The organism is Paenibacillus sp. GM2 (assembly GCF_900069005.2).
GTDB lineage: Bacteria > Bacillota > Bacilli > Paenibacillales > Paenibacillaceae > Fontibacillus.
Genome location: NZ_LN831279.1, coordinates 860,393 through 882,472 on the forward strand (window position 1 = coordinate 860,393; position 22,080 = coordinate 882,472).

A 22,080-nucleotide genomic window follows, 5' to 3' on the forward strand; every position below is an offset into this window, starting at 1 on the left:
TTATGCCGATATATATAATAGATGAACCTAACATTATAGTGAGAGTTCAAACAACCTCTAAATATATCGGAGGATAGCCATGAAGAATACGGCTTACCTGAAGAGCTATGTGAAGAATCACCCGGATAATAAAATGGCCTGGTATTTGCTGGGCAAGGAATATGAGAGCGCTGGGCAAGAAGGGAAAGCCCAATATTGCTATAATCAGGCAGGAAGCGTCTATGAAGCCTTCGAGGCAACCAAGATCCCGGCGGATCTATGGCAGGAATATCAGGACAAGCTGCATCAGGAATCTAGACGGAAAGAGGAGCGCAAAGGGCTTGTGCGTAAGATTGGCATTGTACTTGTGTTCCTGCTGCTGCTTAATTTGTCATCCGCCTATGCGCCGGGACAATTTGCAACGGATCTCCCTGTCGAGGATGATTCAGCCACTGTCGCAGAGGATCTGGGGCTTGTCGTTAAGAACCCGAGTCAGGACAGCGAAGCAATGTGGCCGGAGGGCGAGAGAAATTGGGGCATCGGCAGCCCCTTTGAAGGCCAGGGGACGGAGTTTACGGCTAGCGCTTATCAGAGCAATATTGATAATCCTTACAAGTCGCTGGAAGATTTGTATGGCGATAAGCTAAAGACGTCGGCTTCAAAGGTAGTTGTACTTGGAATGAAACAGAAGGCCGAATGGCTGATTTGGTCCAAGGAGATGCCGGTCGTATACGAGTTGGACAAAAGTCCGCAGGATGGCGTAATGAAGGTACAATCCTATGATCCGAAGGCATGTCAGTGCACCCCGCCGGATGCGACCAAGCTGCAGAATGAAGGCAAGGCATGGATCGAGAGACAGGAGACGCTGGCGGTTCTCTCCACGGCGATACACACATACAAGGAGCAGAAGGGCAGCTGGCCGGAGAGTCTGGATCAATTGGTACAACCATTTCCGGATAATTGGTTGGCCGGCAGCAACCCGTTCATGAGGCATGAATTCAAGCGTGTGCTTGCATTGCAACAGCACGCCGGCAGCAAACCTCAACAGGAGGAGGAGCAGCATCCGTCTGCAAGCGAAGAGCGTCTGAGCAGCAATCCAGGCGGCGAACCGCTTTATTTCAAGGAGCCTTTGCGCATTGTCATCGACAAGGAGGCTCATCTGCTGGCAGTTGCAAGCGGGAACATAATGTTAAGAAGTTATAAGGTAGGGCTTGGCGGTGATAAAACTCCGGACGGAACCTTCAAGGTTTCCGATAAGGTGATTAACCCGAACGGGAAGGACGATGGCGACTTCGGCAGCCGCGGGATGCAGCTGTCGGATACGAATTATGCGATCCATGGGACGAATGAGCCGGATAGCATCGGCAAGGACGAATCGCTGGGCTGCATTCGAATGTTGAAGAAGGATGTCGAGGAGCTGTTTGATTTGATTCCGCGTGGGGCCAAGGTTGAGATCGGCAAGGGGATTCTCCCGCAGCTGGAGAGCGTACCGAAGGAACGGTTCGTTCTCAAACGGAGTCAGGATCAGACGAATCCCCACCGTACCTACCATTGGCTGTTATAAAATCTTGAAACTCATATCTTAAAGCTTGGTCAGGACTAGGACGATGATTACGAACAAGATGAGCACGCCGGTTACCGAACCGGCCCAGATAAGCGCCTTCTTGTTTACTTCGTCCTTTTTCTGCTGCAGTGTAGGCGGCTTGCGTTTGTTGGACATGGACAAATCCCCTCTCTTCTACATTTGCTTTAAGGAGTATACACTCTATATTTTATAGAGGTTGTTCAAAAAGTCCACATTTGTTCACGCCATGAACGGGATTTTCTCGGAAATTTTATAGGATTGTTTTCCTACTCGACAGGAACTCTTAACTTTTCTTTTGCCGCAGAAACGGCTAAACTGGATAAGGAGATAAAGTTAGCGCTAGGGCGAATGATCGGAGTGAAGCGGAAACGTGTTGTACCGTAATTTTGGAAAACCCATTTTTTTTAAGCTGGACCCAGAGGCAGCACATCATCTGGTGATCGGTGGTTTACATAAAGCAGCGAAAGTACCAGGAATGATTCCTGTGGTTCGCGGAATGTATGGTGTATCGGAAGTGCCGGAGCTTGCTACAGATTTATTCGGTATTCATTTCCCTTCACCTATTGGATTGGCCGCCGGACTTGATAAGAATGCCGAAGCGGTAGAAGGGTTTTCTTCGATTGGATTTGGCTTCATGGAAGTGGGGACGGTAACCCCCAAAGGACAGCCTGGCAATGAACAGCCAAGACTGTTCAGGCTTCCTCCGGACGAAGCACTGATCAATCGTATGGGATTTAACAACCGGGGTGCTGAAGCAATGGCGGATAGACTGGCCGCATTGACCTCAAGGCGTATCCCGGTCGCGGTCAATATCGGCAAGAATAAACTGACACCGAATGAAGAAGCGCATACGGATTATGAGAAATGCATCTCGATTCTGTATCCGCAGGCGGACTTTTTTGTTGTCAATATCAGTTCACCGAATACGCCGAACCTGCGTAATCTGCAGCATGGGAGCGAACTGGCTTCCTTATTGAAGGCTGTGACGGATGAGATGGACGTGCAGACGAAGCGTTGCGGAACTAGAAAATCGGTTCTGGTCAAGATCGCTCCTGATGTCAGCGACGGGGAATTGGAATTTATGATCGATACGATCCAGAATAGCGGAGTATCCGGACTGATTGCAACCAATACGACGATATCGCGGGATGGCCTGGCGCATGACAATGCGAAGGAGACCGGGGGCTTAAGCGGTAAGCCGCTGAAGGCCAGATCGACGGAAGTGGTGTCCCGTGCTTACCTCCAGACGGGGGGCAAATTGCCGATCATTGGATCGGGCGGGATATTTACTGCAGAAGATGCTTATGAGAAAATTCGCGCAGGCGCGAGCCTGGTAGAAATTTATACGGCGCTGATTTATGAAGGCCCCGAGATCAACCGCAAGCTGCATCGTGGCCTAAGGGAGCTGCTGCGGCGGGATGGGTTCTCCCATATATCCGAAGCGGTAGGTGCTGATCACCGTTAAGGGGCTACTGAAGATAGGAGGCACAACAATGGATAGTAGAGATTGGGGAACGTTTTTGCTTCCATATGAACAAGCTGTTGAAGAATTAAAGGTTAAGTTCAAGACGATGCGTTCCGAATTGAAGAAAATCGAAGAGTATGCTCCGATTGAATTCGTGACGGGCCGGGTCAAGAAGATTTCCAGTATTCTCGATAAAGCGAAGCGATTGAACGTGCCGATGGAAAATCTGGAGACGGGGATCGAGGATATCGCCGGCATTCGGATTATGTGCCAGTTCGTAGAGGACATCCGCCGGGTGGCGGAATATATCAGGAAGCGGAAAGACCTGACGGTGCTGTACGAGAAGGACTATATCACAAATTACAAGGAGAGCGGCTACCGCAGCTTCCATATGATCGTGGAATATCCAGTGCAGACTTCGCTAGGACAGAAGAATGTGTTGGCTGAGATTCAGATCAGGACCTTGGCCATGAATTTTTGGGCTACGATCGAGCATTCCTTGAATTACAAGTATCGTCAGATGCTGCCTGAAGAAATGCGCGTTCGATTGAAAAAGACGGCCGAGGCAGCGTTTATCCTTGATAATGAGATGTCCAGCATTCGCCAGGAAATTCTCGACGCCCAGAAGAGCTTTGAGGATGATTCCAGTATCGTCTCCTCCGTGCTTGGGGCAATCCATCGCTTGTACTTCTTCCATATGGTATCGGAAGCAATTGCGGCTCAGGAACGCTTTAATGAGCTGTGGGAAGCGCGGGATATGGAAGGAATGAAGGCCTTGCTGACTGAAGTTAAGGCGATGATTCATCGTTCCAAGACCGATGCCGAGGAATCTGCAAATGAAGAATGAGCCGTTGTTCTTGGCGTTCCTGGTCTATTTTAATCGTGATAGGGATTACTTCGAGTGTCATGAAGTGATGGAGGAGCTGTGGCTGGCTCAGCAGAGTGATCCGCTCTATAAAGGGCTTCTACAGATTGCGGTGGGTCTATTCCATTTCCGCTACGGGAACGTAATAGGGGCAAGAAAAATGCTGCTTTCCGCGGTGGAACGCCTTAAGCCTTATCCTGTAGATAGCCTGGGTATTGATCTGGAAAAGCTGCGCAATGAGGCTGCCCTGTATGCGGCCAAGCTGGAGGCTTACGAGCAAAGCCCGTTCAGCCACTACGATCTGACGATCGATATCATAGATCCTGAACTGGGTGAGGCTGTAGAGCAGGCTTCTGCTCAGATCTCCCCCAATATTCCGCAGAGGCGGCGTCCGATGCGGGGAGCGAAGCACGAACAACGGCAGCAGGGCTGATCAGGCCTAGATTGGGATGAAGGGATTCGGTTTATGGTTTATAATGAAGAGACTAGCCGCTTTTGCGATAGCGAGAGCGGCTTTTTACATAAATGATAGCATTTCCTGCTTATAACTTCCTTTCGCGAAAAACCAGGGGCTTGTGGTACAATAGTTTTGCTTTTTGATTTCACAAGTCTATATAGATGGAAGGTATAGCATGGGGTTACAATTACCGATCGCTTTTACGACAAAAATGCAGCAACTGCTTGGGGATGAATATGAAGAGTTTTTCGCTTCTTATGAGAAGCCGCGTTATGCCGGTATTCGCATAAACACGCTAAAAATCGATGTAGAATCTTTCCGCGCAATATCTCCGTTCGAGCTTAAGCCCATTCCGTGGTGTAAAACAGGCTTCTATGTGGAAGAGGGCCTGAAGCCAGGCAAGCATCCGTATTATCATGCAGGATTATATTATATTCAAGAACCAAGCGCGATGGCCCCGGTTGAGGTGCTAGATGTTCATCCGGGGGATCGAGTACTTGATCTGTGTGCAGCTCCTGGAGGCAAATCAACGCAAATCGCTGCCAAGCTGAGCGGCCAAGGCCTTCTGGTGACGAATGATATTAGTGCAGAACGCACCAAGGCGTTGGCTAAAAATATTGAGTTAAACGGTGTCCGCAACGCGATCGTCTTGAATGAGACGCCCGAGCGGATTGCGGATCGATTTCCCCAGTTTTTCAACCGCATTCTGATTGACGCGCCTTGCTCTGGCGAAGGAATGTTCCGTAAGGATGAAGAAATGGCCAGACAGTGGGAGAAGCGGTCGCTTGAGCAATATACAAATATGCAGCATGATATTCTGCATACAGCTGCCAAAATGCTGTCTCCTGGCGGGAGGATTGTATATTCCACTTGCACCTTCTCGCCGGAGGAGAATGAAGCGATTATTGCAGGGTTCCTCCAGGAGTATGAAGATTATGAAGTTATACCGTTGCCCGGAGATGGGGGCTTTGCGCCTGGACGAGCCGATTGGCTCGTCCAGGCGGAAGGTTTGACAGACTTGACTACGAGTCAAGGGCTCACAGCGGAGACGGCTGCCAAGACAGGCTGTTGCGGACGGTTATGGCCGCATCAGGTCGATGGGGAAGGCCATTTTCTGGCTATACTCCAGCATCAGGGACCAGTGGATTCATCGCTGGATTTGATTCAGTATGTGCCTGGTAATCATGCTGCACATTCCACGGATCATGCCGCGCCTGTGAAAAAAGGGAAAATACGGCCACACGGTCGTACCAAAGGAGCGCGTACACCGGGGAAGCCAGCGACGGAGGATAGCGAGCTGCTGGCGGGTTGGGAGCAATTCAGAGATGAGCAGCTTCGGCTGCAGCCTGCCGGCGAGGTGATGGTATACGGGGCAAATCTATATATTTCTCCGCTGTCCAAAGACAGGCTGAACGGTCTAAGGACGGTTCGTTCGGGCTGGTATGTCGGCTCGGTCAAGAATGGGCGCTTTACGCCCGCGCATCCGCTGGCTACCGCACTCAAACCTGACGAAGCGTCCCGGATACTGGAGCTGTCCGTCCGCGAGGGGGAAGTTGTTAGATATTTGAAGGGCGAGACGCTGGAAATTCAGCAGTCCCGCATTCGTTATATAGAAAATTTGGGCCCGAAGGGGTTCGTATTAGTTACGGCGGAGGGCTACCCATTAGGTTGGGGCAAGTGGATCGACGGAATCCTTAAGAATGAGTATCCTGCCGGTTGGAGGTGGACTTAAGCGATATGGGAACAGGCAAGAAGACACAGAGAATCGATAAGATTCTTGGTAATCTGGGATATGGATCACGCTCGGACCTGAAGAGAATGGTGAAGCAAGGGCGGATTTTATTGAACGGATCTGTTGTGAAGGATAGCGGCGCACAAGCTGATCCTGAACTGGATGCGATTGAGATTGACGGAGAACGTATCGTTTATCGGGAATTCATCTATATTATGATGCACAAGCCGCCGGGCGTCATTTCCGCGACCGAGGATTTAAGGGATCGGACCGTCATCGATCTGCTGCCGGATGAGTTCAAGGTATTTGCCCCCTTTCCTGTTGGAAGACTGGATAAAGATACAGAAGGACTGTTGCTGCTGACCAATGACGGCGGACTGACTCATGATCTGCTATCCCCGCGCAAGCATGTGCCGAAGACTTACTTGGCGGATTGTATCGGACGTATCGGGGAGTCGGAAATTGCCCGGTTCCAGGCGGGGGTGCAGCTTGATGATGGTTATGTGACAATGCCTGCGCAGCTGGAGATCCTGGAATATGGAGAATATGACGATGGGACGGTTAAATCACGAATATCCCTGACGATCTCGGAGGGGAAGTTCCATCAGGTGAAGCGGATGTTGGAGGCTGTCGGCTCCAAGGTAACTTATCTAAAGAGGGTATCAATGGGGCCGTTGGAGTTGGATGCTTCGCTGCCGATAGGCTCTTTTCGTGAATTGACTGCAGCCGAGCTGGAGGCGTTGAAGAATATTAAGAAATAGAAAATAAATAGGTTCAAAAGTTCCAAGGCCGCACCGAGAAGGATGGATGAAGCCCGGGGACTTATTGGACTATAAATAAAGAGGAGTGGTGAGAGATGAAGTATAAATTGATTGCTCTGGACGTAGATGGGACGCTGCTGACGGATGATCATGTCCTGACACCGGGGACGATTGAAGTGATCAAGCAGATTGCAGGGCAAGGGGCAGAGTTTGTGCTCTGTACAGGACGTGCTCCGCTCAGCTGTATTCCTTATATGGAGCAGATGGGACTGGAAGGATATGCGATCACGCATAATGGCGCGGCTACCGTTAGCGTAAACGGACAGGTCATTCACCACTTTGAGATGCGCAGCGAGGGGCTGAAGCCTTACATTCAGTATTGCGAGCAAAACCATGTGCATTATGATCTAAATACGACGTTTGGGTTATATGTGGAGGGAGCATCCCGGCTTAGCCAGGAAGCGCTCGATATGTACCATAAGTTTCTGATCGAGCCGAAGGATCTCACAGAGCGTCCTGAAGACGATCCTTTTGTGAAGATGACCTTATCCGGCGATATTCCGGTGATGGATAAGATTATGGAGGAATGGAGCACCTGGACGCATGAATTCAACGTACTTCGCAGCGGCGATTATTTCATTGATCTGATGCACAAGGATTCCTCCAAAGGCTCAGCGCTGAAGCATCTGGCAGCAATGCGCGGAATACCTGTAGAGAATGTGCTGGCCATCGGTAATTATTATAATGACTTAACGATGCTGGAATACGCCGGCCTGGGCATTGCTATGGATAACTCGCCGCAGGAAGTCAAGGATGTGGCCGATGTTATGACCGCTTCCAATAATGAGGAAGGCGTCAAGATCGCCTTGCAGAAGTATTGCCTATAGAATCGTAAATCGTACAGAATAAGCAAGAGCGGAGGAACATAGGGTTCCTCCGCTCTTTGTCTTAGTCGTTCGCATTAGATGAAAAATGCACGGGTGATGATAACGAGCAGGATGAACAGTACAAGAATGACACCTGTCGAAGTCCACAAACCACCGCCATATACTTCGCCCATCGTGATTCCTCCCTTGGTCTTAACTTGTTCCCGTTCACCACGGGATACGGTATTTTATGTTACTCAGCGAATATGGTATGGACTTCTACCATGGTTCACAGAAAACAGGGGCTTAGCCTCTGGGCGAATTCCCCGTCGGATCTAACGCTCTTGGGGCCTGGCGACTCGACTAATGCATGAGACGAAGTCCTTTGGGAAGATGATTCTTCAGCTGCCCTCCGCTGGCTTTGCCCCATCCCAGCGGATAGCTGCTGCTGCCGCATTTGACGGTCACGATCACCCAGCCGCGAAGCTCTGCGGATACGTTTAAAGTCTCGCCGTGCAGGTAAGCTGCAAGCTCGGAGGAATCGGCTTGGAGAGCTGCTACGCGGGCTTTGTCTTTGGCCTCGGCAGCCATTGCCAGGGCGTGGGCCGGCACGAAGCGATTTTTGCGGTAATCGCCGAGATGCAGACCGGCACGGGGAACCTTGATGCCGGATAGCAGTTCCCTATCAACGGTCAGTTCCTTACTGCGGGGCAATAAATACAGGGCTTCTCCAAACAGAACGGGAACGCCTTCATCCGCCTGAAAGCCTGGCAAATCAAGCTTGGCCCAGGTGGTGAAGGCTTCCCAAGCATTCAGCAGTTCTTTGCCGGATTCACGTCCTGCACGGGACGATTTGCCTCGCTTCTTATTGGCTTTTGCCTCATTTGTTCTGCCGCCTAATGCAGCTTGTTCTTCTGCTTGCTGTTCACGCTCCAGCACGGCTACATAATGGCCTTCGCCTTGCTGCAGATGAGGCCACACTCTTTTTTCGGCTTTAAGGCGCATTTCCGGATATTCATTCAGCACCCGTGCGATCATTTCTTCATTTTCTGTTCGATTGAAGGTACAAGTGGAATAGGCGAGAGTACCGCCTGGCTTCAGCATGGCGATCGCATCCTGGAGGATGTCCCATTGACGGTTTGCGCAGAGCGCAACTGAAGCTGGAGACCATTCCTCGATGGCAGAAGGGTCTTTGCGGAACATGCCCTCGCCGGAGCATGGGGCATCCAGCATGATTCGGTCGAAGGTTCGCGGGAAGCGTGCCGACAATTCGGGTGGAGCGGCCTGGGTAACGATCGTTCCCCGGATGCCCATCCGTTCCACGTTTTCGGCTAATATTTTGGCACGCTGAGGGTGGATTTCATTACTGATCAGCAGGCCTTGTCCATTCATTTTCGCTGCAATTTGGGTCGTCTTGCCTCCTGGAGCAGCCGCGAGATCAAGAATGGTCTCTCCTGGCTGCGGGTCCAGCAGTTCTACGGCTGACATAGCGGATGGCTCCTGGATATAGTAGAGCCCTGCCATATGATAAGGGTGTTTGCCGGGGCGGGTATCTTTCTCATAGTAGTAGCCTGTGCTGCACCATGGTACGGGTGTTAGCCTGAAGGTCTGGATCAGTTCATCTATAGTGGCATTTGTTGTTAATTTAAGTGAATTGATACGAAGTCCATAGGTACGCGGTTGCTCATAACTGTTCAGAAAGGCGTTGCCTTCTTCTTGTCCCAGCATCTGAATGATCTGTTCCTTGAAATTTGCAGGCAGGGATCGGTCTGACATATTTGCTGCTCCTTTTCGATCAAATAATATTCCTTTCGCAGTTTACCACACCGGATGCTTCTGTTCAAAAGCTTGTTTGTGGGGAGTATTGACGGAAATTGATGCTTTGGCTAGAAAAAGGGGAATGGATGTTCCGCTCTACCTATGGCATAATAGGAATTGGCGGTTCATCCGCGTCATGATTGGCTTTGTCTCCCATTTCGTGTCAGATGTAGAATGGATAAGTGATCAGCTATGCTGATAAAATTCAATATTGCAAGTATCTACCATTAAATCGCGGCCGCTCATTCATAAATGGCCTCGGTTGGTTTTCTTATCACAAGCGGCTTGCATTACCTCTTCAGAAAGATAGAGCGTAAAGGAGAACCCCTTATGAAACTGCTACAGGCATTATTTTTTCCTCCAGAGCAGCCTGGAGGCGTATCATCGATGATTCCTTCTTTACAAGAACGGTTTAATTCTCCCCATTGGGAGATGGAATTATTTTCGCTTCCCAAACGGATTAGAAATAAAGGGCATGAGCCTGTCCATTTCCACACCTTTGACTGGCATGAATATGAGGGCAGCCCGATCGTGCAAAAATATATACAAACCTACAAGGACTATATATGGTGGACGAAGCTGCGTTTGAACAAGCCCTATGATCTGATTCATGCGCATCATCCGATTGCCGGGCTTGCGATGAAGGAAGCCTTCCCGGAAACTCCGGTATTGCAGAGCATCCATTCCAGCTATGAGCGTGAATTGCTATTGAACGGACGGATTAAGCCGGATAGCCTGGAACAGCGATTCTTGACATCATTGTATAGAGAGCTTGAAGCTCGTACGGATCGGTTGTTCACCGTATCCCATTCATTCAAGAGTTATTTAACAGATTATGTGGACCATCCGGAACGGATCGGCATTATCCCCAATGGCTTCGATGAGCGGCGATTCAAGCCTGTCCCTCATGAGAATGAAGTGGCACAGCTTGTCACCGTATGCCGGCTGGTTCCGGCCAAGGGGCTGGATATCCTTCTCCGTGCTTGCAAGGAGCTTAAGAATCGGGGATTGAATTATGTGCTGCATATTATCGGCGACGGCCCAATCCGCAAGGTGCTTGAGGACTTGGCTAAGGAACTGGGCATCTATAATGAGACGATCTTCTATGGATATACCTTGCATCCCGAAGAGTTTGTGCCTTTCTTTGATGTATTTGTATTGCCGTCGCGGGCAGAAGCCTTCGGTTCGGTATTTGCTGAAGCCGCGCTGTGCAGTCTGGCGTTGGTGGGAACAGATGTCGGGGGAATCTCCGAGCAGATTGAGAGCGGCTCGAATGGTCTGCTGGTACCGGTAGAGGACGTATTGGCGCTTGCCGATGCGTTGGAGCAGGTGATCATCGACCCGGCCTTCCGCTATGAACTGGCTCGAACGGGCTCGGATCGTGCCAAGCAGCATTATTCGTTGAACCAGGTTGTGTATGAATTAAAGAAAATATATTTGGAGTATCAATAAACGTATCTCGTGAAAATGTAATTGTTTGCGTCATCCACCTTTGCCTTGTAAGGCAGAGGTGGATTTTTTTCTATCGGAAGCGAAGTCCGGGATGTTAGCCTATATGGCGTACACCAGGCTTCATTTATGGTTTGAGATCTGTTTAGAGTTGTAGGTTGCCAGCATCGCCGCCCATAGCAGGCTGAATATGCCGAATATCGGGTATAAGATCGAGAGTAAAGTACTGAACCCGAATTGGCTGGTGATATAACACAGGCACAGGATCATGACAGAGAGCAGTCGCGGAGACACATTAATTCGCTGCCTGATTTGCAAGGTAACGCCGTATATATCAGATACAAAGGTGCTGAAGATCTCCATGAAGATCAGCAGGATATAGATAAGCTGGATGACGCTCCCCAGTTGCTGGGCGATGCTGCCCATCGGTATTTCAAATTGGGAAATGCCCGGCATGTTGGCGGACAGGGCGAAGTGACCCGCCATGAGCATAAAGCCGACGCCGGCACCACCGAGAACACCACCCCATACGATGGCGCGACGGTCGCGAGTATGGCTGCCGATCGGAACGAGTACAGCCTGAGCCATCGATAGATTAAAGGCCGTGTACATAAGCGGAGAAGCCCAGGCCGAGAATAGGCCGGTGTCGGTATCCATCGTTAAGAATCGGCTTGCACCCGGGGACCCTGCTGTATTGATAATGATGGCCAGAGACAGCGTGATCATCATGGGAACGACGATGGAATTAAGCTTCATGATGCCGCTGATTCCCTTGCCTAATAATAAATAAGTGCTGATGAGCGTAATCCAGAGGCCGATCTGATAGTTGAGGCCGAGATGCTCGTTAAACACGGACCCGGCTCCGGCCAGCATAACGCTATTGACGCCGAGCAGGACAATGAGTGTAAACAGGCTAAGAGCTTGTCCGAATTTCTCGCCGAATAGCTTGCGATTGAGGTCTTCATAGGAGACCGCTTGGATCTTATTAGCCAGCAGCATCATTTTTGTCCCAAGCCATATAAACAGAACGGTTGCTAACAGAATCGTCAGAATCCCTAATTTGCCGTAGCGGGTAAAAAACTGTAGTATCTCTTGTCCGGTTGCAAACCCGGCGCCAACGACAGTACCTATATAAGTGAACGCAATCTGCAAAATTTTGACGGCATTTTTCATGGCCTTCCTCCTGCTGGGTGTGCTATATATAGTACAAGGTATGTTGTATTTCAAGAGGACATGACTCAAACTGAAAAATGAAACTTATTTGGTGTGAGAGGTTGTTCAAAAAGTCCATTTTGATCACGATGTAGCTCGAGAGGTTATTCGACATCGAATCTTAAATTCAGCCGGGCCTTCCGGTGCTCACGTAGGTTTTGCCTACGCTCCGCTCCTCAGTCCCTAGCTTCATCCAACCTTCTCGGTGCTGAACACGGGCCTTTTTGAACACACACTATAACTCGGGAGGACGAATAGATGGATAAATTAAAACAAAGGATTATCGAGGAAGGCGTGGTCGTCTCGGAGGAAGTGCTGAAGCTGGACAAGCTGCTGAACCATCAAGTGGACCCGGAGCTGATGATGGAGCTTGGGCGGGAATTCGCCGAGCGTTTCCGCGATGAAGAGGTAACCCGTGTCGTGACCGTGGAATCCTCAGGCATTTCAATCGCGTTCGCGACGGCGTATGCGTTGGGGGTACCACTCGTATTTGCCCGCCGCAAGAAGACGCTGCTGGAGGAGGCGGATATGCTCCAGGAACGGGTTCCATCCTTTACGAAAGGGATCGTAACCGATATTCTGATATCCCGAGATCTGATTAACGGGCAGGACCGGATTCTGTTCATCGATGATATTATTGCTAATGGAGATGCGGCCAAAGGCCTGATCAAAATTGTTGAACGCTCTGGCGCGAAGCTGGTTGGTGCAGGAATCGTGGTGGAGAAGTGCTTCCAATCCGGAGCACGGGCAATTCGGGATCAGGGAATCCGTCTTGAGACCCTGGCCAAGATCAAGTCTTTGGAGAATGGGCAGGTCATTTTTGCAGAATAAAATAGGCTATTCCAATTTTTTCATGACTCCTTTGCAGGTTCATATTTTTTCGTTATAATGAGGATTACTAGGGAGAGGAGGCTTATAAGATGGGAAGAGATTCGGTAGTTCCTACTGAGTTTTTCATTTCAAAATTATCCGAAGCCAAGGTTGCTTTTGAACGGGCTCTCGATTGTAAGCATACAGAGTTTGATGACCTTTATCCCTATATGCTTGAGCATCCCCAATTCTTCTGGTATAAGCGCTATGTGGCGTGGTCGAAGCTATTGACGATTGTTGAGCTGTGCGAAGAGCTTGACACGCCATGGAAAGAGGAATTCAGTCCGCAGCAGGTCGGGTATTTGGAGCAAAGAGTCATGTCTTCGAAGGTGCTCGACTTCTGGTTCGACGGCAGCAAGGAGCATGCACAACGTTAAGAGGGATATAGGACTCCGCCAGCTGGTGCGGGGTCTTTTTTTGAAGAATATATAGCTGGCAGAACAGCTTCACTCGGGAAGCTTCTTCCGATTGTTGATCTGTTCAGCATATTCGGGGCATATTGAAGTGAAGAGGGGAGTGAAAAGTAAACACGATGATCACAGATGAGCAGCTGAATGAGTATCGGTTGTCCGGGCAGAAGGTGCGCGTGGTGAGGGATGCGCTTCCTGAGAACGATGTTAGAGGAATTATTGTTGCCTGGGATGAGACCCATGTATTGGTCCGCAGGCCGAACCGAAATGTGGTCAAGCTGGACCGTAATTATTTGATTCAATCCGCTAAAGATCCTCGGCCTTCGTTCGAGGAATAAAGAGCTGATCCTAAGACAACTATCCCGGATGAAAGGCGAACGCGACCTGTATCCGGGATAGTTGTATTTGCATGTAAGGGAACTGGAATCAGGACTCCGCAGCAGCGCGTCGATTTGGCTGCAGGCGGCTTCTCTTGGGAGCATCTCCCCCCAGGTAGGCCCGCATGCGGGAATTGATCTCATGGCGCAACCCAGACCATAATATCCTCATCTCTCCGCGATATCCACGACAGGTGTAATCGGCCCAGATTCCATTCTCGTCCTGCCGGATCTGGTACAGTTTAATCTTACGTTTATTGAATTCAGTCTGTATCTCGGATAATACGAGGGCAGCTCGTTGTTCTCCGCCATGGATCATCTCTACATAGATCTCAGGACTCTTCAATACACCGCTCTGTTCAATAATTCTTGCGTCCCGTTGGAATACATGGCGCACGAACTTTAACAGCAGAGCGCTCTTGATCAAGGCTAGCTCCTCTTCTAATATGCCGGGTACGGCCATATAAAACACCTTCTTTTTAAATGGGAACTTATGTTCTTATTATATCCAAAAGAATAAGAAATAACAATGGAATTTCCAAGCAGAGGACAGAAGGCGGTAATCACACAAAATGTGAAAATATTCGACGAATTGAAGCGGAATCAAGTGATTAGGCGCTAACGTAAAAAAAATATTGACTCCATAATTTGGCCGTGATATTATATATCTTGTCGCTGCGGAACACCAAGTGATCTGCAAGAGACATTACAATATGCGGTCGTGGCGGAATTGGCAGACGCGCACGGTTCAGGTCCGTGTGGGCTAACCCCCGTGGAGGTTCGAGTCCTCTCGACCGCATTATTATTACAAAGAATAAGCTCCTGAATTTGTCCTTGCGACGATTCAGGAGCTTATTTGCATAATTGGGATTTTTAGGTGTTGCTCATGACCTGTGCAGACGAAACTTTTGAACTGTAATCCAGATGTGCATAGATGTTTGCCGTCGTGGAATAACGGCTATGTCCTGGCTATGATTGAATCTCTTTCAGACTCACATCGTTGGCCAGTAACAGGCTCGCACAACTTTGACGAAGATCATGGAAGCGAATATCCTCAGCCCATGCTTCTTGAGGACAAGTGGAAAGTGCTGTGTGATATATCCAGGCTTGATTCGGTCACCTAGCTTGTTTACGTAGATGTATTCCTTATACTTGTATTGGTATGAGTCCTTGAATAAGGCACGATTTTTTTGCTGTTCCTTTCAAAGTCGTATTTGGCTTCGTTCTACGGATTTCGGCGAAGCGAAATTGGCTTTATTGGTTTTAAAATCTTGTTTTTTTGTAGGAGGGTGCTATTGACCATGAATCTATTTAAAGAAGAAATCGGAAACTGGCAAGACTGGAGCAATATCTCTCAGTCATTATTCGCTTTTTCTGCTCTTACTAATTTCATATTCCAAAAAGAAAACCTGCCGCCCGCAAAACTCGAAAACCTGCCACCGGCAACGAATGCTGTTTTCAAATCTGGTGATTTTGTTATAAAAATATTTGTTCCGTGTGAAGGAGGAATGGATCAGGCAACGGAAATACAGACAGAACAGTTTTCCATGCAGCGGGCAAATCAGCTCGGTATTCACTCCCCTAAACTGATAGCACATGGTTTGGTGGAGGATAAATACCGCTTTGCTTACATGATCATGGAATATGTTCATGGGACTGCATTCGGCGAAGCTGTGAACAGCATGGCACACATTGAAAAATTTGAAGCAGCACAGCAACTTCGCAAAATCACGAATATCATGAACACCCCATGCCCACGGTTCAATGACATTGATATCATTGCCAATGAAGATCGTTCTGAAAGGTGGAGAATATATCCCGATGACTTTAGGTCGGAAAGACTTATTTACATCACCTCTCAAGATTTCGGCGAGAAAGTATATATTCACGGCGATCTAAACAGCAACAACGTCATCATAGCTGATGACGGTAAACTCTGTATTATTGACTTTGCAGATGCAGTTCTTGCGCCTAAGGTTTACGAGGATGCGTATATTGCAGCCGAACTGTTTAATTTTGATTCTGCACTGCTGCGTGGTTATTTCGGTGATTATTCTAAAGAAGAGCTTGTTGGAATCATTACGGATGGTCTGCTTATTCACGATTTCGGTGGAGATGTTGTCGGAAAATACCTTGGTAAGCCAGAGGAGTTTCACTGTATTAATGATCTGCGTAAACGTATATATGAAAAGCTGACAAACGGAACGTCAGGCCAGTAAAAATAGCATGTCCGTTCCGATCACTCTACTCACTTTCAAATTTCGAACAGTGCAGCTTCAGAATGGAAGAATTGTTCGGCATTTCAGGCCATTTCTCGTTCCCAGCTCGTGCCAATCCGGCCTTCTTTATTACTTCGGATTATCACTGAACCGATCTTTCGATGCAGCGGAACGTCCTTGCGTTTGTTTGCACCCAACAGGTGTCATCTACAGGCGTTGTTACACCTTGCTGCACAAGGCCTTTTCCTAATCTTTCGAAATTCAGGTGAATAACAGCATTTAATTAGAATATATATGTCCCCCCTTAAAAATTCTACTTTTGAAGATCCATCTTCTGAAAGCGTTAAATAGGCTGTGCCGGAGTTTAGTGTGACTTCTTTAATTATGGCTCCTTTTTGGCTAGCACCTGAACCAATGTTGGAGTCTTCTAAATCTCTATCCTTAGTAGTTTATTATCGTTATCGATATAAGAGAACCGAAATTTCAATAGACTGCGTTGGCTCATCTTCAGATTGTACAAATATTTTAGTAGATGTGAGATGAAACCGTTCTGGAACGGTAAAGTAGGGAGAGGGAAGGTAATTCTTTTTTCTGCTTCTCCCGTATCAATTGTAATAGAAACTAGATTATCGGGTTTTATAGCCACTGAATTATCGTCAGGTGGGGCTGTTTTAGCACTTCGCGAACTTTTCTCATCATTCTCGAAAAAGAAAGATATCATTTCTTCGCCGGCCTGCGCAATAGACTGGTATATAGGGGGAAATGCTTTAACAATTTCGTTGCGACCGATTAGAAAAAAACAGAATAAGATTGAAGCAGCAATCAAACCTTATCTGACAGCTTGTTTTTTACGCTGCTTTCTTTTTTGTATAGTGGACATGCGAACTTGAAACTTTCCCAAGCATGATCCGGGTCAAGTTCTAGCTCAGGAAGCCTTGCCGCTGCACCACGGGCGCGGTGCAATTTTGCCGTACAATATTCTCAGCAGTATTCATTTCTTCTGCTATTTCCTTGTAAGTTAGTTCCTTTTTCCAATTCAATTCGATTAATCGTCGATAATCTGGTTAGTTATGAGAACCTTAAACCCTCCTGAAAAATGGTTATAATTTCCACTATACAACTTATACTTCCATTTGAACAGAAACACAGTAAATGAATGTTGACACTGATTGGGTAAAATTAACCTATGGTCGTAAAAAATTAAACGAATTCGACCGGCATCAAGATCAGATCTTCATTTTCGCGAACCAGACGGGAAATAAGGGAATTATTCTAGAGGGTTTTATGGGACTAGATATATCAAAATGAAAAAGAGTGCAGATATTAGAGTCTACACTCTCTAGAAGACTGTATTGATTCGAACATACTCGTTTGCTTGTTCATTGGAACGTATTTTTCCTTTAAATGCTTGGCATCCGTTCGGGAGGAGCACCGAACATACGGTTATATTCACGACTGAATTGGGAGGCACCTTCATATCCTACACGCAATGCGATGTCCGCTGATTCTGGAAGTTGTTCAACGTGCGCATGATTTCGTCCAACAAACCTATCGAATCACACTATCAAAACCAAAAACCGACAACGCAACGTTGATTGTTCTTACTCTATTTTAATCTGTAAGAGAAGTAGGGGTCGCATTTGTCGCTCGACCGGCCTTAAATCCGGAAGCGAGCAGCAGGACCAAAAATCCCACGGACACGCCCCACAAAACGAGGGCGTTCGAGCCGACTGCGTCCAGTCCGCCGAAATACATCACTTCCCGCAGCCCTCCTGCCGCGAACCGTAGTGGCGTCCACGAATAGATCCAATCTCGCGTCGTCTGTGACAAGAACTCCGGAGCCATGTTCAGCAGCGGCACGGAGAAGAACATCAGCAATACGAGCAGCGGTATAGCCGGGAATCCGATCCAATTCAGCAAGGAAGATTGCAACAAGAAGAACGCCGATCCGGCCAACCATAAGAACAACCAAATCTCTCCCGCGTTTGCCAGTTCCATGCCGTACCACGACGAAGCCATCCATATGGTGAAACCCGATGCCATGCCGACAATCGAAAATCCCCCAATAGCTTGCAGCGCGCTAACTGTCCATCTCCTTGAACCCGCGGCGACCGCCTTCTGGCTAGCCAAGAACAAGACTACTCCGGTCACCAGGCTGCCAATCCACATGATCTGGGTCAACAAACCCGGCGCATTCCCCGATGCATTATTTACCCCCGGCGAATGCACGACTTCCTCCTGAACGTTCACCGGTGTCATTAAAGTTTTAGCCGTTTCAATCGGAATTTGCTCCGTTTGCTGCCCGATCTGCCCAAGCAGCTGCTGCAACAGTTCCCCGCTGATCATTTTCATCGCTTGCCCCATTGCCTGTCTTACGACCATCGAGGCTTGGGGGTTCATACCCTCGTTGGCGATGATTTTCACATTAGGGTGAATCGGCGAGTGAGTTGCTAACGAGAGTAAACCGTTGCTCAGATCCGCCGGAATCACCATCGCTCCGTAATATTCGCGCTTATCCAGTCCTTCCCGAGCTTTTTCCTCGGAATCCACGATATGCCAGATGAACGGCATTGCCGGGTTCGACACCAACTTTTCCCGGATCATTTCTCCTATCGTAAACGTTCCTCCAGTCGATAGCTCCGCCGGTTGGTCAAGGACAACGAGGGCCACCGGGAGCTCCTTTGGCTTCGATCCAATCACCGATCCCATCATCGCTACCCCGAATACGGTCAACACGATCAGGACGAGCGCCATTCCCAGCCACATCATTTTTTGTGTCAGCATTTTCATGATCCTCTGCTCCTCGTCTCTTTATAATGAATATATTGTTGATTATCAACCCAATGTTCATGTGTGAAAGGTTCACCATATAATATGGCTGCACCACCGGTCACTTAATTGCAATGAACAAAAATAGCGTTGCTGCTGCAACGCCTCTGTATCCATTTGATTACAAAATTTATCACTCAAGTACAATCGTGAAGCGAAAGACATCACCGTAATTAAATTTGGAGATGTCTTTCTTGCGATTCAGCTACACAAACTTCAAAATCTACTGTTCGAATTTTTTCGTTTTTCTGCCGGCAGTATGGCCTCGATTACGTCCCAATGCTCAGCGATCTTTCCATCCTCTACGCGGAACAAATCGTAGAAAGCAGTATATTGACCATCAAATAGACCTTCACTTACTGTAAGAACAAAATCGCCTTGCCCGATGACTTGATGGACATGAGTATATTGAAACTCAATATTTTTTTCCCTCAGAGCATGCAAAGCAGCGTGAAGACCAGAAAGGCCGTCTGCAATATGCGGACTATGTTGAATGTAGTTATTTCCATCAAAGTAAGAGGCAAGCAGGTCAGGATTCTTCCCAAGCAAGATGTTCTCAACATAGCTTTTGACAAACACTTTGTTGGCATCCGTCTTGTTGATATCCTTAATCGTAACCGGTCCGTCATTCATCGTATGATTGTTTAGTGTCTTTTCCTCCATCTCTTGCAAATTGTCCCAATGCTCGACGATTAGTCCATTCTCAAAACGGAAAACATCAAATGCGATTTTAGGGCCGTGAAAATCATACACAGAATGAAGAGCCACATAATCTCCGTCGACTAAAGTACGCTTAATACTTACCTTTGTACCAATTTCCTTTAAATGATCAAGTGCACCAATCATGGCTTCACGACCATCGGGTAAGGCCTGGTTGTGCTGAATATATTGATCTGGATGAACGTAAGCCGTAATCGCTTCGGGGTTGCCGCTCTCAAAACTTTTCAGTACAGCGACTGCCTTACGAACAAGCTCATTTTGATGGTTGAATGTCATTGGAATATCCTCCTTAGTTTTTTTGGTCATTAGATAAATAATGAACAATATGTTGTTTATTTATCTATCGCTCATTATAATAGAGGTTAATATAACGCTCAATATTCAATATTTTTGGTTTTGAAGGATAACAGACAATTCATAAAACTTTGTCGCTTAACAATTCTAAATATATTTTAAGGGGAACGAAAACATGAGCAAGAAAACCGACCTAAGAATACTGCGTACGAAACAATCGATTCGAAAGGCGTTTTATGAGCTTATTCAGGAAAAAGGATATGAAGCGATAACGATCCAGGATATTGCCGATCAGGCTATGATTAATCGAAACACTTTTTATCTTCACTACCAAAATAAGCCTGATTTATTAGATACATGTATGAATGAATTGTTAAGCGAATTAAAGGATGCAGTCGTTCTTTGTCCCATCAGCATGAATCCTTTCAGTATCTCTATACTCGAGACAGTAATGCAAACTGTGCTGGAGCATATTTCTCTAAATATGACCTTTTACCGCTCGATGTTAATTGAAGAGAATAGAATCTATCAGTTTCAATCGAAAATGGAGAATATCATTAAAGATAAATTAATTGAAGGGTGGAAACCTGCTCAGGAAAACTCTCCTTTAGCGATATCCAAGGAATTGCTGCTCGAATACCTCGGATCGTCTTTCATGGGGATTGTATTTTGGTGGATTAAAAACGATAAACCCCTTCCTGCAGACGAAGTTTCATCTCAGTTTAGTAGAATCGTTGCCTACGGGCATTTAAGAGCCGCTGGCATCGCCGTCGAGGAATAAAATTAACGAGGGTAGAAGGAGAGCACAAGTACACTAAGCAGGTATATTTTTACTGCATAGAAACATTGAAAAGGGGGATGAGCTGCTTCTTTTTGTTCAGCGATTATCGCCCTTCCGCCGTTCCCATAGAGCTGAACTTGTACTCGGGGATTTCAAAGTGAACGTGCATTCGTTTGGAACCGATCATGAGAGGGCTTGACCGTACGTCTTCACCTCCGGAGCCAGGAAATTCACAACGCTATGAGAGATAATCGCAAGGCTAGCTTCCGTGCCCGTTTTTCAACGTTCCGGAGGAAAATAAGGCTTTGGGGTTCATTCGGGTCGATCGTCAAATAAGATTCGTCGCAGATAAGGGGCAGGCCACTATGGCTTGTACGACAGGCAGGAGCCAGTGAGCCCAAGCTGTTGAAAAATTAGGTGCTTTTTATAAAGAAAATCTTTAGGTTAAGGGCAAAGGATGCAAACTTCACAAAAACTACATAGCAATGCATTCTCTTATTGAGCACTTGAGAATTGGCGGGAGATGTTTCGGTATTCGGTTGGCGACAATCCCCTCTTAGCCGTAAATTGTTTGATAAAGTAGGTGTCATACTCAAATCCGGTAGCACGCGCTATTTCGTTCAAGCCCATACCTGTATGGGTGAGAAGATCCCCTGCTACTTTCAATCGGTGTGATAACAAATATCCCATCGCTGTACATCCGCATCTTTCTTGAAACATCTTATTAAGCGACACACGATTCAAGTGTGCACATTTGGTTAAATTGTCCAATGAGATTTTATCTGCATAGTTTGCATGTATATATTCCAACACTAAATCAACAGGGGATTGTTCGCTTTGGCGGTCCAAATCCTCAAGCAAGCCTAATATCTGGATAAGATATTTTTTGATTCTGCAGACCCAGTTTGCATCGCTTTGCGCATACACTTCAGTCCCAAGCACAAAAAACCACTCAAATAATTGCGGGTAGGCTTTTTCGGTAACAAAAGGTACTCCTCTGCGTGTTGGAATGCTCTGAAAAAGCGAAAGACCTGTCTGTATTTTCAAATGGCTAGGAAAGTAGTCTTCTGTTTCAGAAATCGGTAAGGTATTTAGAAAGTCTGGATGATAACTAAATGACTGCGCAGAAGCGTTACGCTTTTCAATTATTTGTATCTTATCATTGTCGGACAAACAGAGAATGTCGGGTGCAGTAATCGCTATTGGTCGATCGTTGAGTATCCCGTTGATGCTGCCAGACGTAATAAAGATTATAGTAAACCGCTCCGGATAGGGAAGGCCATTCAAATCCTCGGCGGCAACAAATTCAATATTTACTATCCTGTCTTTGTGGCGGTCAATTTGCGGCATGTTCCTCTCCTGATAATGACAAATAGTATAGTCAATCTCTT

The 22,080-nt window shown here is 47.4% G+C and carries 21 protein-coding genes, 1 tRNA gene and 1 pseudogene; 14 read left to right on the forward strand and 9 right to left on the reverse strand.

Annotation, left to right across the window (positions count from 1 at the left end):
• The first annotated feature begins 79 nt into the window (after positions 1-79).
• Complete coding sequence (locus BN1360_RS13755; RefSeq protein ID WP_068780422.1) at positions 80-1,543, forward strand: L,D-transpeptidase; 1,464 nt, start codon at positions 80-82, stop codon at positions 1,541-1,543.
• Between the two features lie 18 nt (positions 1,544-1,561).
• Here the strand turns inward: BN1360_RS13755 and BN1360_RS13760 are convergent, their stop codons facing one another.
• Entirely contained in the window at positions 1,562-1,699 is a 138-nt protein-coding gene (locus BN1360_RS13760) for a hypothetical protein (protein WP_179015858.1), read from the reverse strand.
• A 235-nt stretch (positions 1,700-1,934) separates the two neighbouring features.
• Here BN1360_RS13760 and BN1360_RS13765 point away from each other — a divergent pair, with 235 nt between their 5' ends.
• The 6 genes from BN1360_RS13765 (at position 1,935) to BN1360_RS13790 (ending at position 7,731) form a co-directional block, all read left to right on the forward strand.
• On the forward strand, positions 1,935-3,029 hold the full coding sequence (locus tag BN1360_RS13765; RefSeq protein ID WP_068780423.1) for a quinone-dependent dihydroorotate dehydrogenase: 1,095 nt from the start codon (positions 1,935-1,937) through the stop codon (positions 3,027-3,029).
• Between the two features lie 28 nt (positions 3,030-3,057).
• Positions 3,058-3,876 (forward strand): GTP diphosphokinase, encoded by an 819-nt coding sequence (gene yjbM, locus BN1360_RS13770; protein WP_068780424.1) that lies wholly within the window; start codon positions 3,058-3,060, stop codon positions 3,874-3,876.
• Positions 3,866-4,327 carry a DUF309 domain-containing protein gene (locus BN1360_RS13775; RefSeq protein WP_068780425.1) on the forward strand — a complete coding sequence of 154 codons (462 nt, stop codon included), beginning with the start codon at positions 3,866-3,868 and terminating at the stop codon, positions 4,325-4,327. Before yjbM ends, BN1360_RS13775 begins: the two co-directional genes overlap by 11 nt.
• 199 nt (positions 4,328-4,526) lie before the next feature.
• Positions 4,527-6,083 (forward strand): RsmF rRNA methyltransferase first C-terminal domain-containing protein, encoded by a 1,557-nt coding sequence (locus BN1360_RS13780; protein ID WP_068780426.1) that lies wholly within the window; start codon positions 4,527-4,529, stop codon positions 6,081-6,083.
• A 5-nt stretch (positions 6,084-6,088) separates the two neighbouring features.
• A complete protein-coding gene (locus BN1360_RS13785) occupies positions 6,089-6,844 on the forward strand; it encodes a pseudouridine synthase (RefSeq protein ID WP_068780427.1) in 756 nt (251 codons plus the stop codon).
• 95 nt (positions 6,845-6,939) lie between these two features.
• The gene (locus tag BN1360_RS13790; RefSeq protein WP_068780428.1) at positions 6,940-7,731 is read left to right on the forward strand and encodes a Cof-type HAD-IIB family hydrolase; all 792 of its coding nucleotides are present in this window, start codon (positions 6,940-6,942) and stop codon (positions 7,729-7,731) included.
• 74 nt (positions 7,732-7,805) lie between these two features.
• Here the strand turns inward: BN1360_RS13790 and BN1360_RS25960 are convergent, their stop codons facing one another.
• Entirely contained in the window at positions 7,806-7,904 is a 99-nt protein-coding gene (locus tag BN1360_RS25960) for a YjcZ family sporulation protein (protein ID WP_218653025.1), read from the reverse strand.
• A 169-nt stretch (positions 7,905-8,073) separates the two neighbouring features.
• The gene (locus BN1360_RS13795) at positions 8,074-9,486 is read right to left on the reverse strand and encodes an RsmB/NOP family class I SAM-dependent RNA methyltransferase (RefSeq protein WP_068780429.1); all 1,413 of its coding nucleotides are present in this window, start codon (positions 9,484-9,486) and stop codon (positions 8,074-8,076) included.
• 372 nt (positions 9,487-9,858) lie between these two features.
• Between BN1360_RS13795 and BN1360_RS13800 the strand changes: the two genes are divergently transcribed.
• Positions 9,859-10,980, forward strand: a complete 1,122-nt coding sequence (locus tag BN1360_RS13800) for a glycosyltransferase family 4 protein (protein ID WP_068780430.1) — start codon at positions 9,859-9,861, stop codon at positions 10,978-10,980.
• Between the two features lie 120 nt (positions 10,981-11,100).
• On the opposite strand, the gene BN1360_RS13805 is transcribed toward BN1360_RS13800, so the two are convergent.
• Positions 11,101-12,150 (reverse strand): YkvI family membrane protein, encoded by a 1,050-nt coding sequence (locus BN1360_RS13805; RefSeq protein WP_068780431.1) that lies wholly within the window; start codon positions 12,148-12,150, stop codon positions 11,101-11,103.
• Positions 12,151-12,447: 297 nt separating this feature from the next.
• Here BN1360_RS13805 and BN1360_RS13810 point away from each other — a divergent pair, with 297 nt between their 5' ends.
• From BN1360_RS13810 to BN1360_RS13820, 3 genes are all read left to right on the forward strand, one after another.
• Positions 12,448-13,020 (forward strand): xanthine phosphoribosyltransferase, encoded by a 573-nt coding sequence (locus tag BN1360_RS13810; RefSeq protein WP_068780432.1) that lies wholly within the window; start codon positions 12,448-12,450, stop codon positions 13,018-13,020.
• Between the two features lie 89 nt (positions 13,021-13,109).
• Positions 13,110-13,436, forward strand: coding sequence for a hypothetical protein (locus BN1360_RS13815; RefSeq protein WP_068780433.1), 327 nt, complete (start codon positions 13,110-13,112; stop codon positions 13,434-13,436).
• A gap of 155 nt (positions 13,437-13,591) precedes the next feature.
• The gene (locus BN1360_RS13820; protein ID WP_068780434.1) at positions 13,592-13,807 is read left to right on the forward strand and encodes a hypothetical protein; all 216 of its coding nucleotides are present in this window, start codon (positions 13,592-13,594) and stop codon (positions 13,805-13,807) included.
• An 88-nt stretch (positions 13,808-13,895) separates the two neighbouring features.
• Here BN1360_RS13820 and BN1360_RS13825 read toward each other — a convergent pair whose 3' ends face one another.
• Complete coding sequence (locus BN1360_RS13825; RefSeq protein WP_068780435.1) at positions 13,896-14,309, reverse strand: YhjD family protein; 414 nt, start codon at positions 14,307-14,309, stop codon at positions 13,896-13,898.
• 252 nt (positions 14,310-14,561) lie between these two features.
• Between BN1360_RS13825 and BN1360_RS13830 the strand changes: the two genes are divergently transcribed.
• Positions 14,562-14,645: transfer RNA gene (locus BN1360_RS13830), tRNA-Leu, on the forward strand.
• Between the two features lie 502 nt (positions 14,646-15,147).
• Positions 15,148-16,065, forward strand: a complete 918-nt coding sequence (locus tag BN1360_RS13835) for an aminoglycoside phosphotransferase family protein (protein WP_068780436.1) — start codon at positions 15,148-15,150, stop codon at positions 16,063-16,065.
• Between the two features lie 1,323 nt (positions 16,066-17,388).
• Here the strand turns inward: BN1360_RS13835 and BN1360_RS26415 are convergent.
• From BN1360_RS26415 to BN1360_RS13850, 3 genes and pseudogenes are all read right to left on the reverse strand, one after another.
• Positions 17,389-17,573, reverse strand: a pseudogene (locus tag BN1360_RS26415) (hypothetical protein); the annotation flags it as partial.
• A 103-nt stretch (positions 17,574-17,676) separates the two neighbouring features.
• On the reverse strand, positions 17,677-18,855 hold the full coding sequence (locus BN1360_RS13845; RefSeq protein ID WP_068780438.1) for a YhgE/Pip domain-containing protein: 1,179 nt from the start codon (positions 18,853-18,855) through the stop codon (positions 17,677-17,679).
• Between the two features lie 255 nt (positions 18,856-19,110).
• Positions 19,111-19,890, reverse strand: coding sequence for a nuclear transport factor 2 family protein (locus BN1360_RS13850; RefSeq protein ID WP_068780439.1), 780 nt, complete (start codon positions 19,888-19,890; stop codon positions 19,111-19,113).
• A 193-nt stretch (positions 19,891-20,083) separates the two neighbouring features.
• Between BN1360_RS13850 and BN1360_RS13855 the strand changes: the two genes are divergently transcribed.
• A complete protein-coding gene (locus tag BN1360_RS13855) occupies positions 20,084-20,689 on the forward strand; it encodes a TetR/AcrR family transcriptional regulator (RefSeq protein ID WP_068780440.1) in 606 nt (201 codons plus the stop codon).
• Positions 20,690-21,184: 495 nt separating this feature from the next.
• On the opposite strand, the gene BN1360_RS13860 is transcribed toward BN1360_RS13855, so the two are convergent.
• A complete protein-coding gene (locus BN1360_RS13860) occupies positions 21,185-22,039 on the reverse strand; it encodes a helix-turn-helix domain-containing protein (protein ID WP_068780441.1) in 855 nt (284 codons plus the stop codon).
• Between the last annotated feature and the right edge of the window lie 41 nt (positions 22,040-22,080).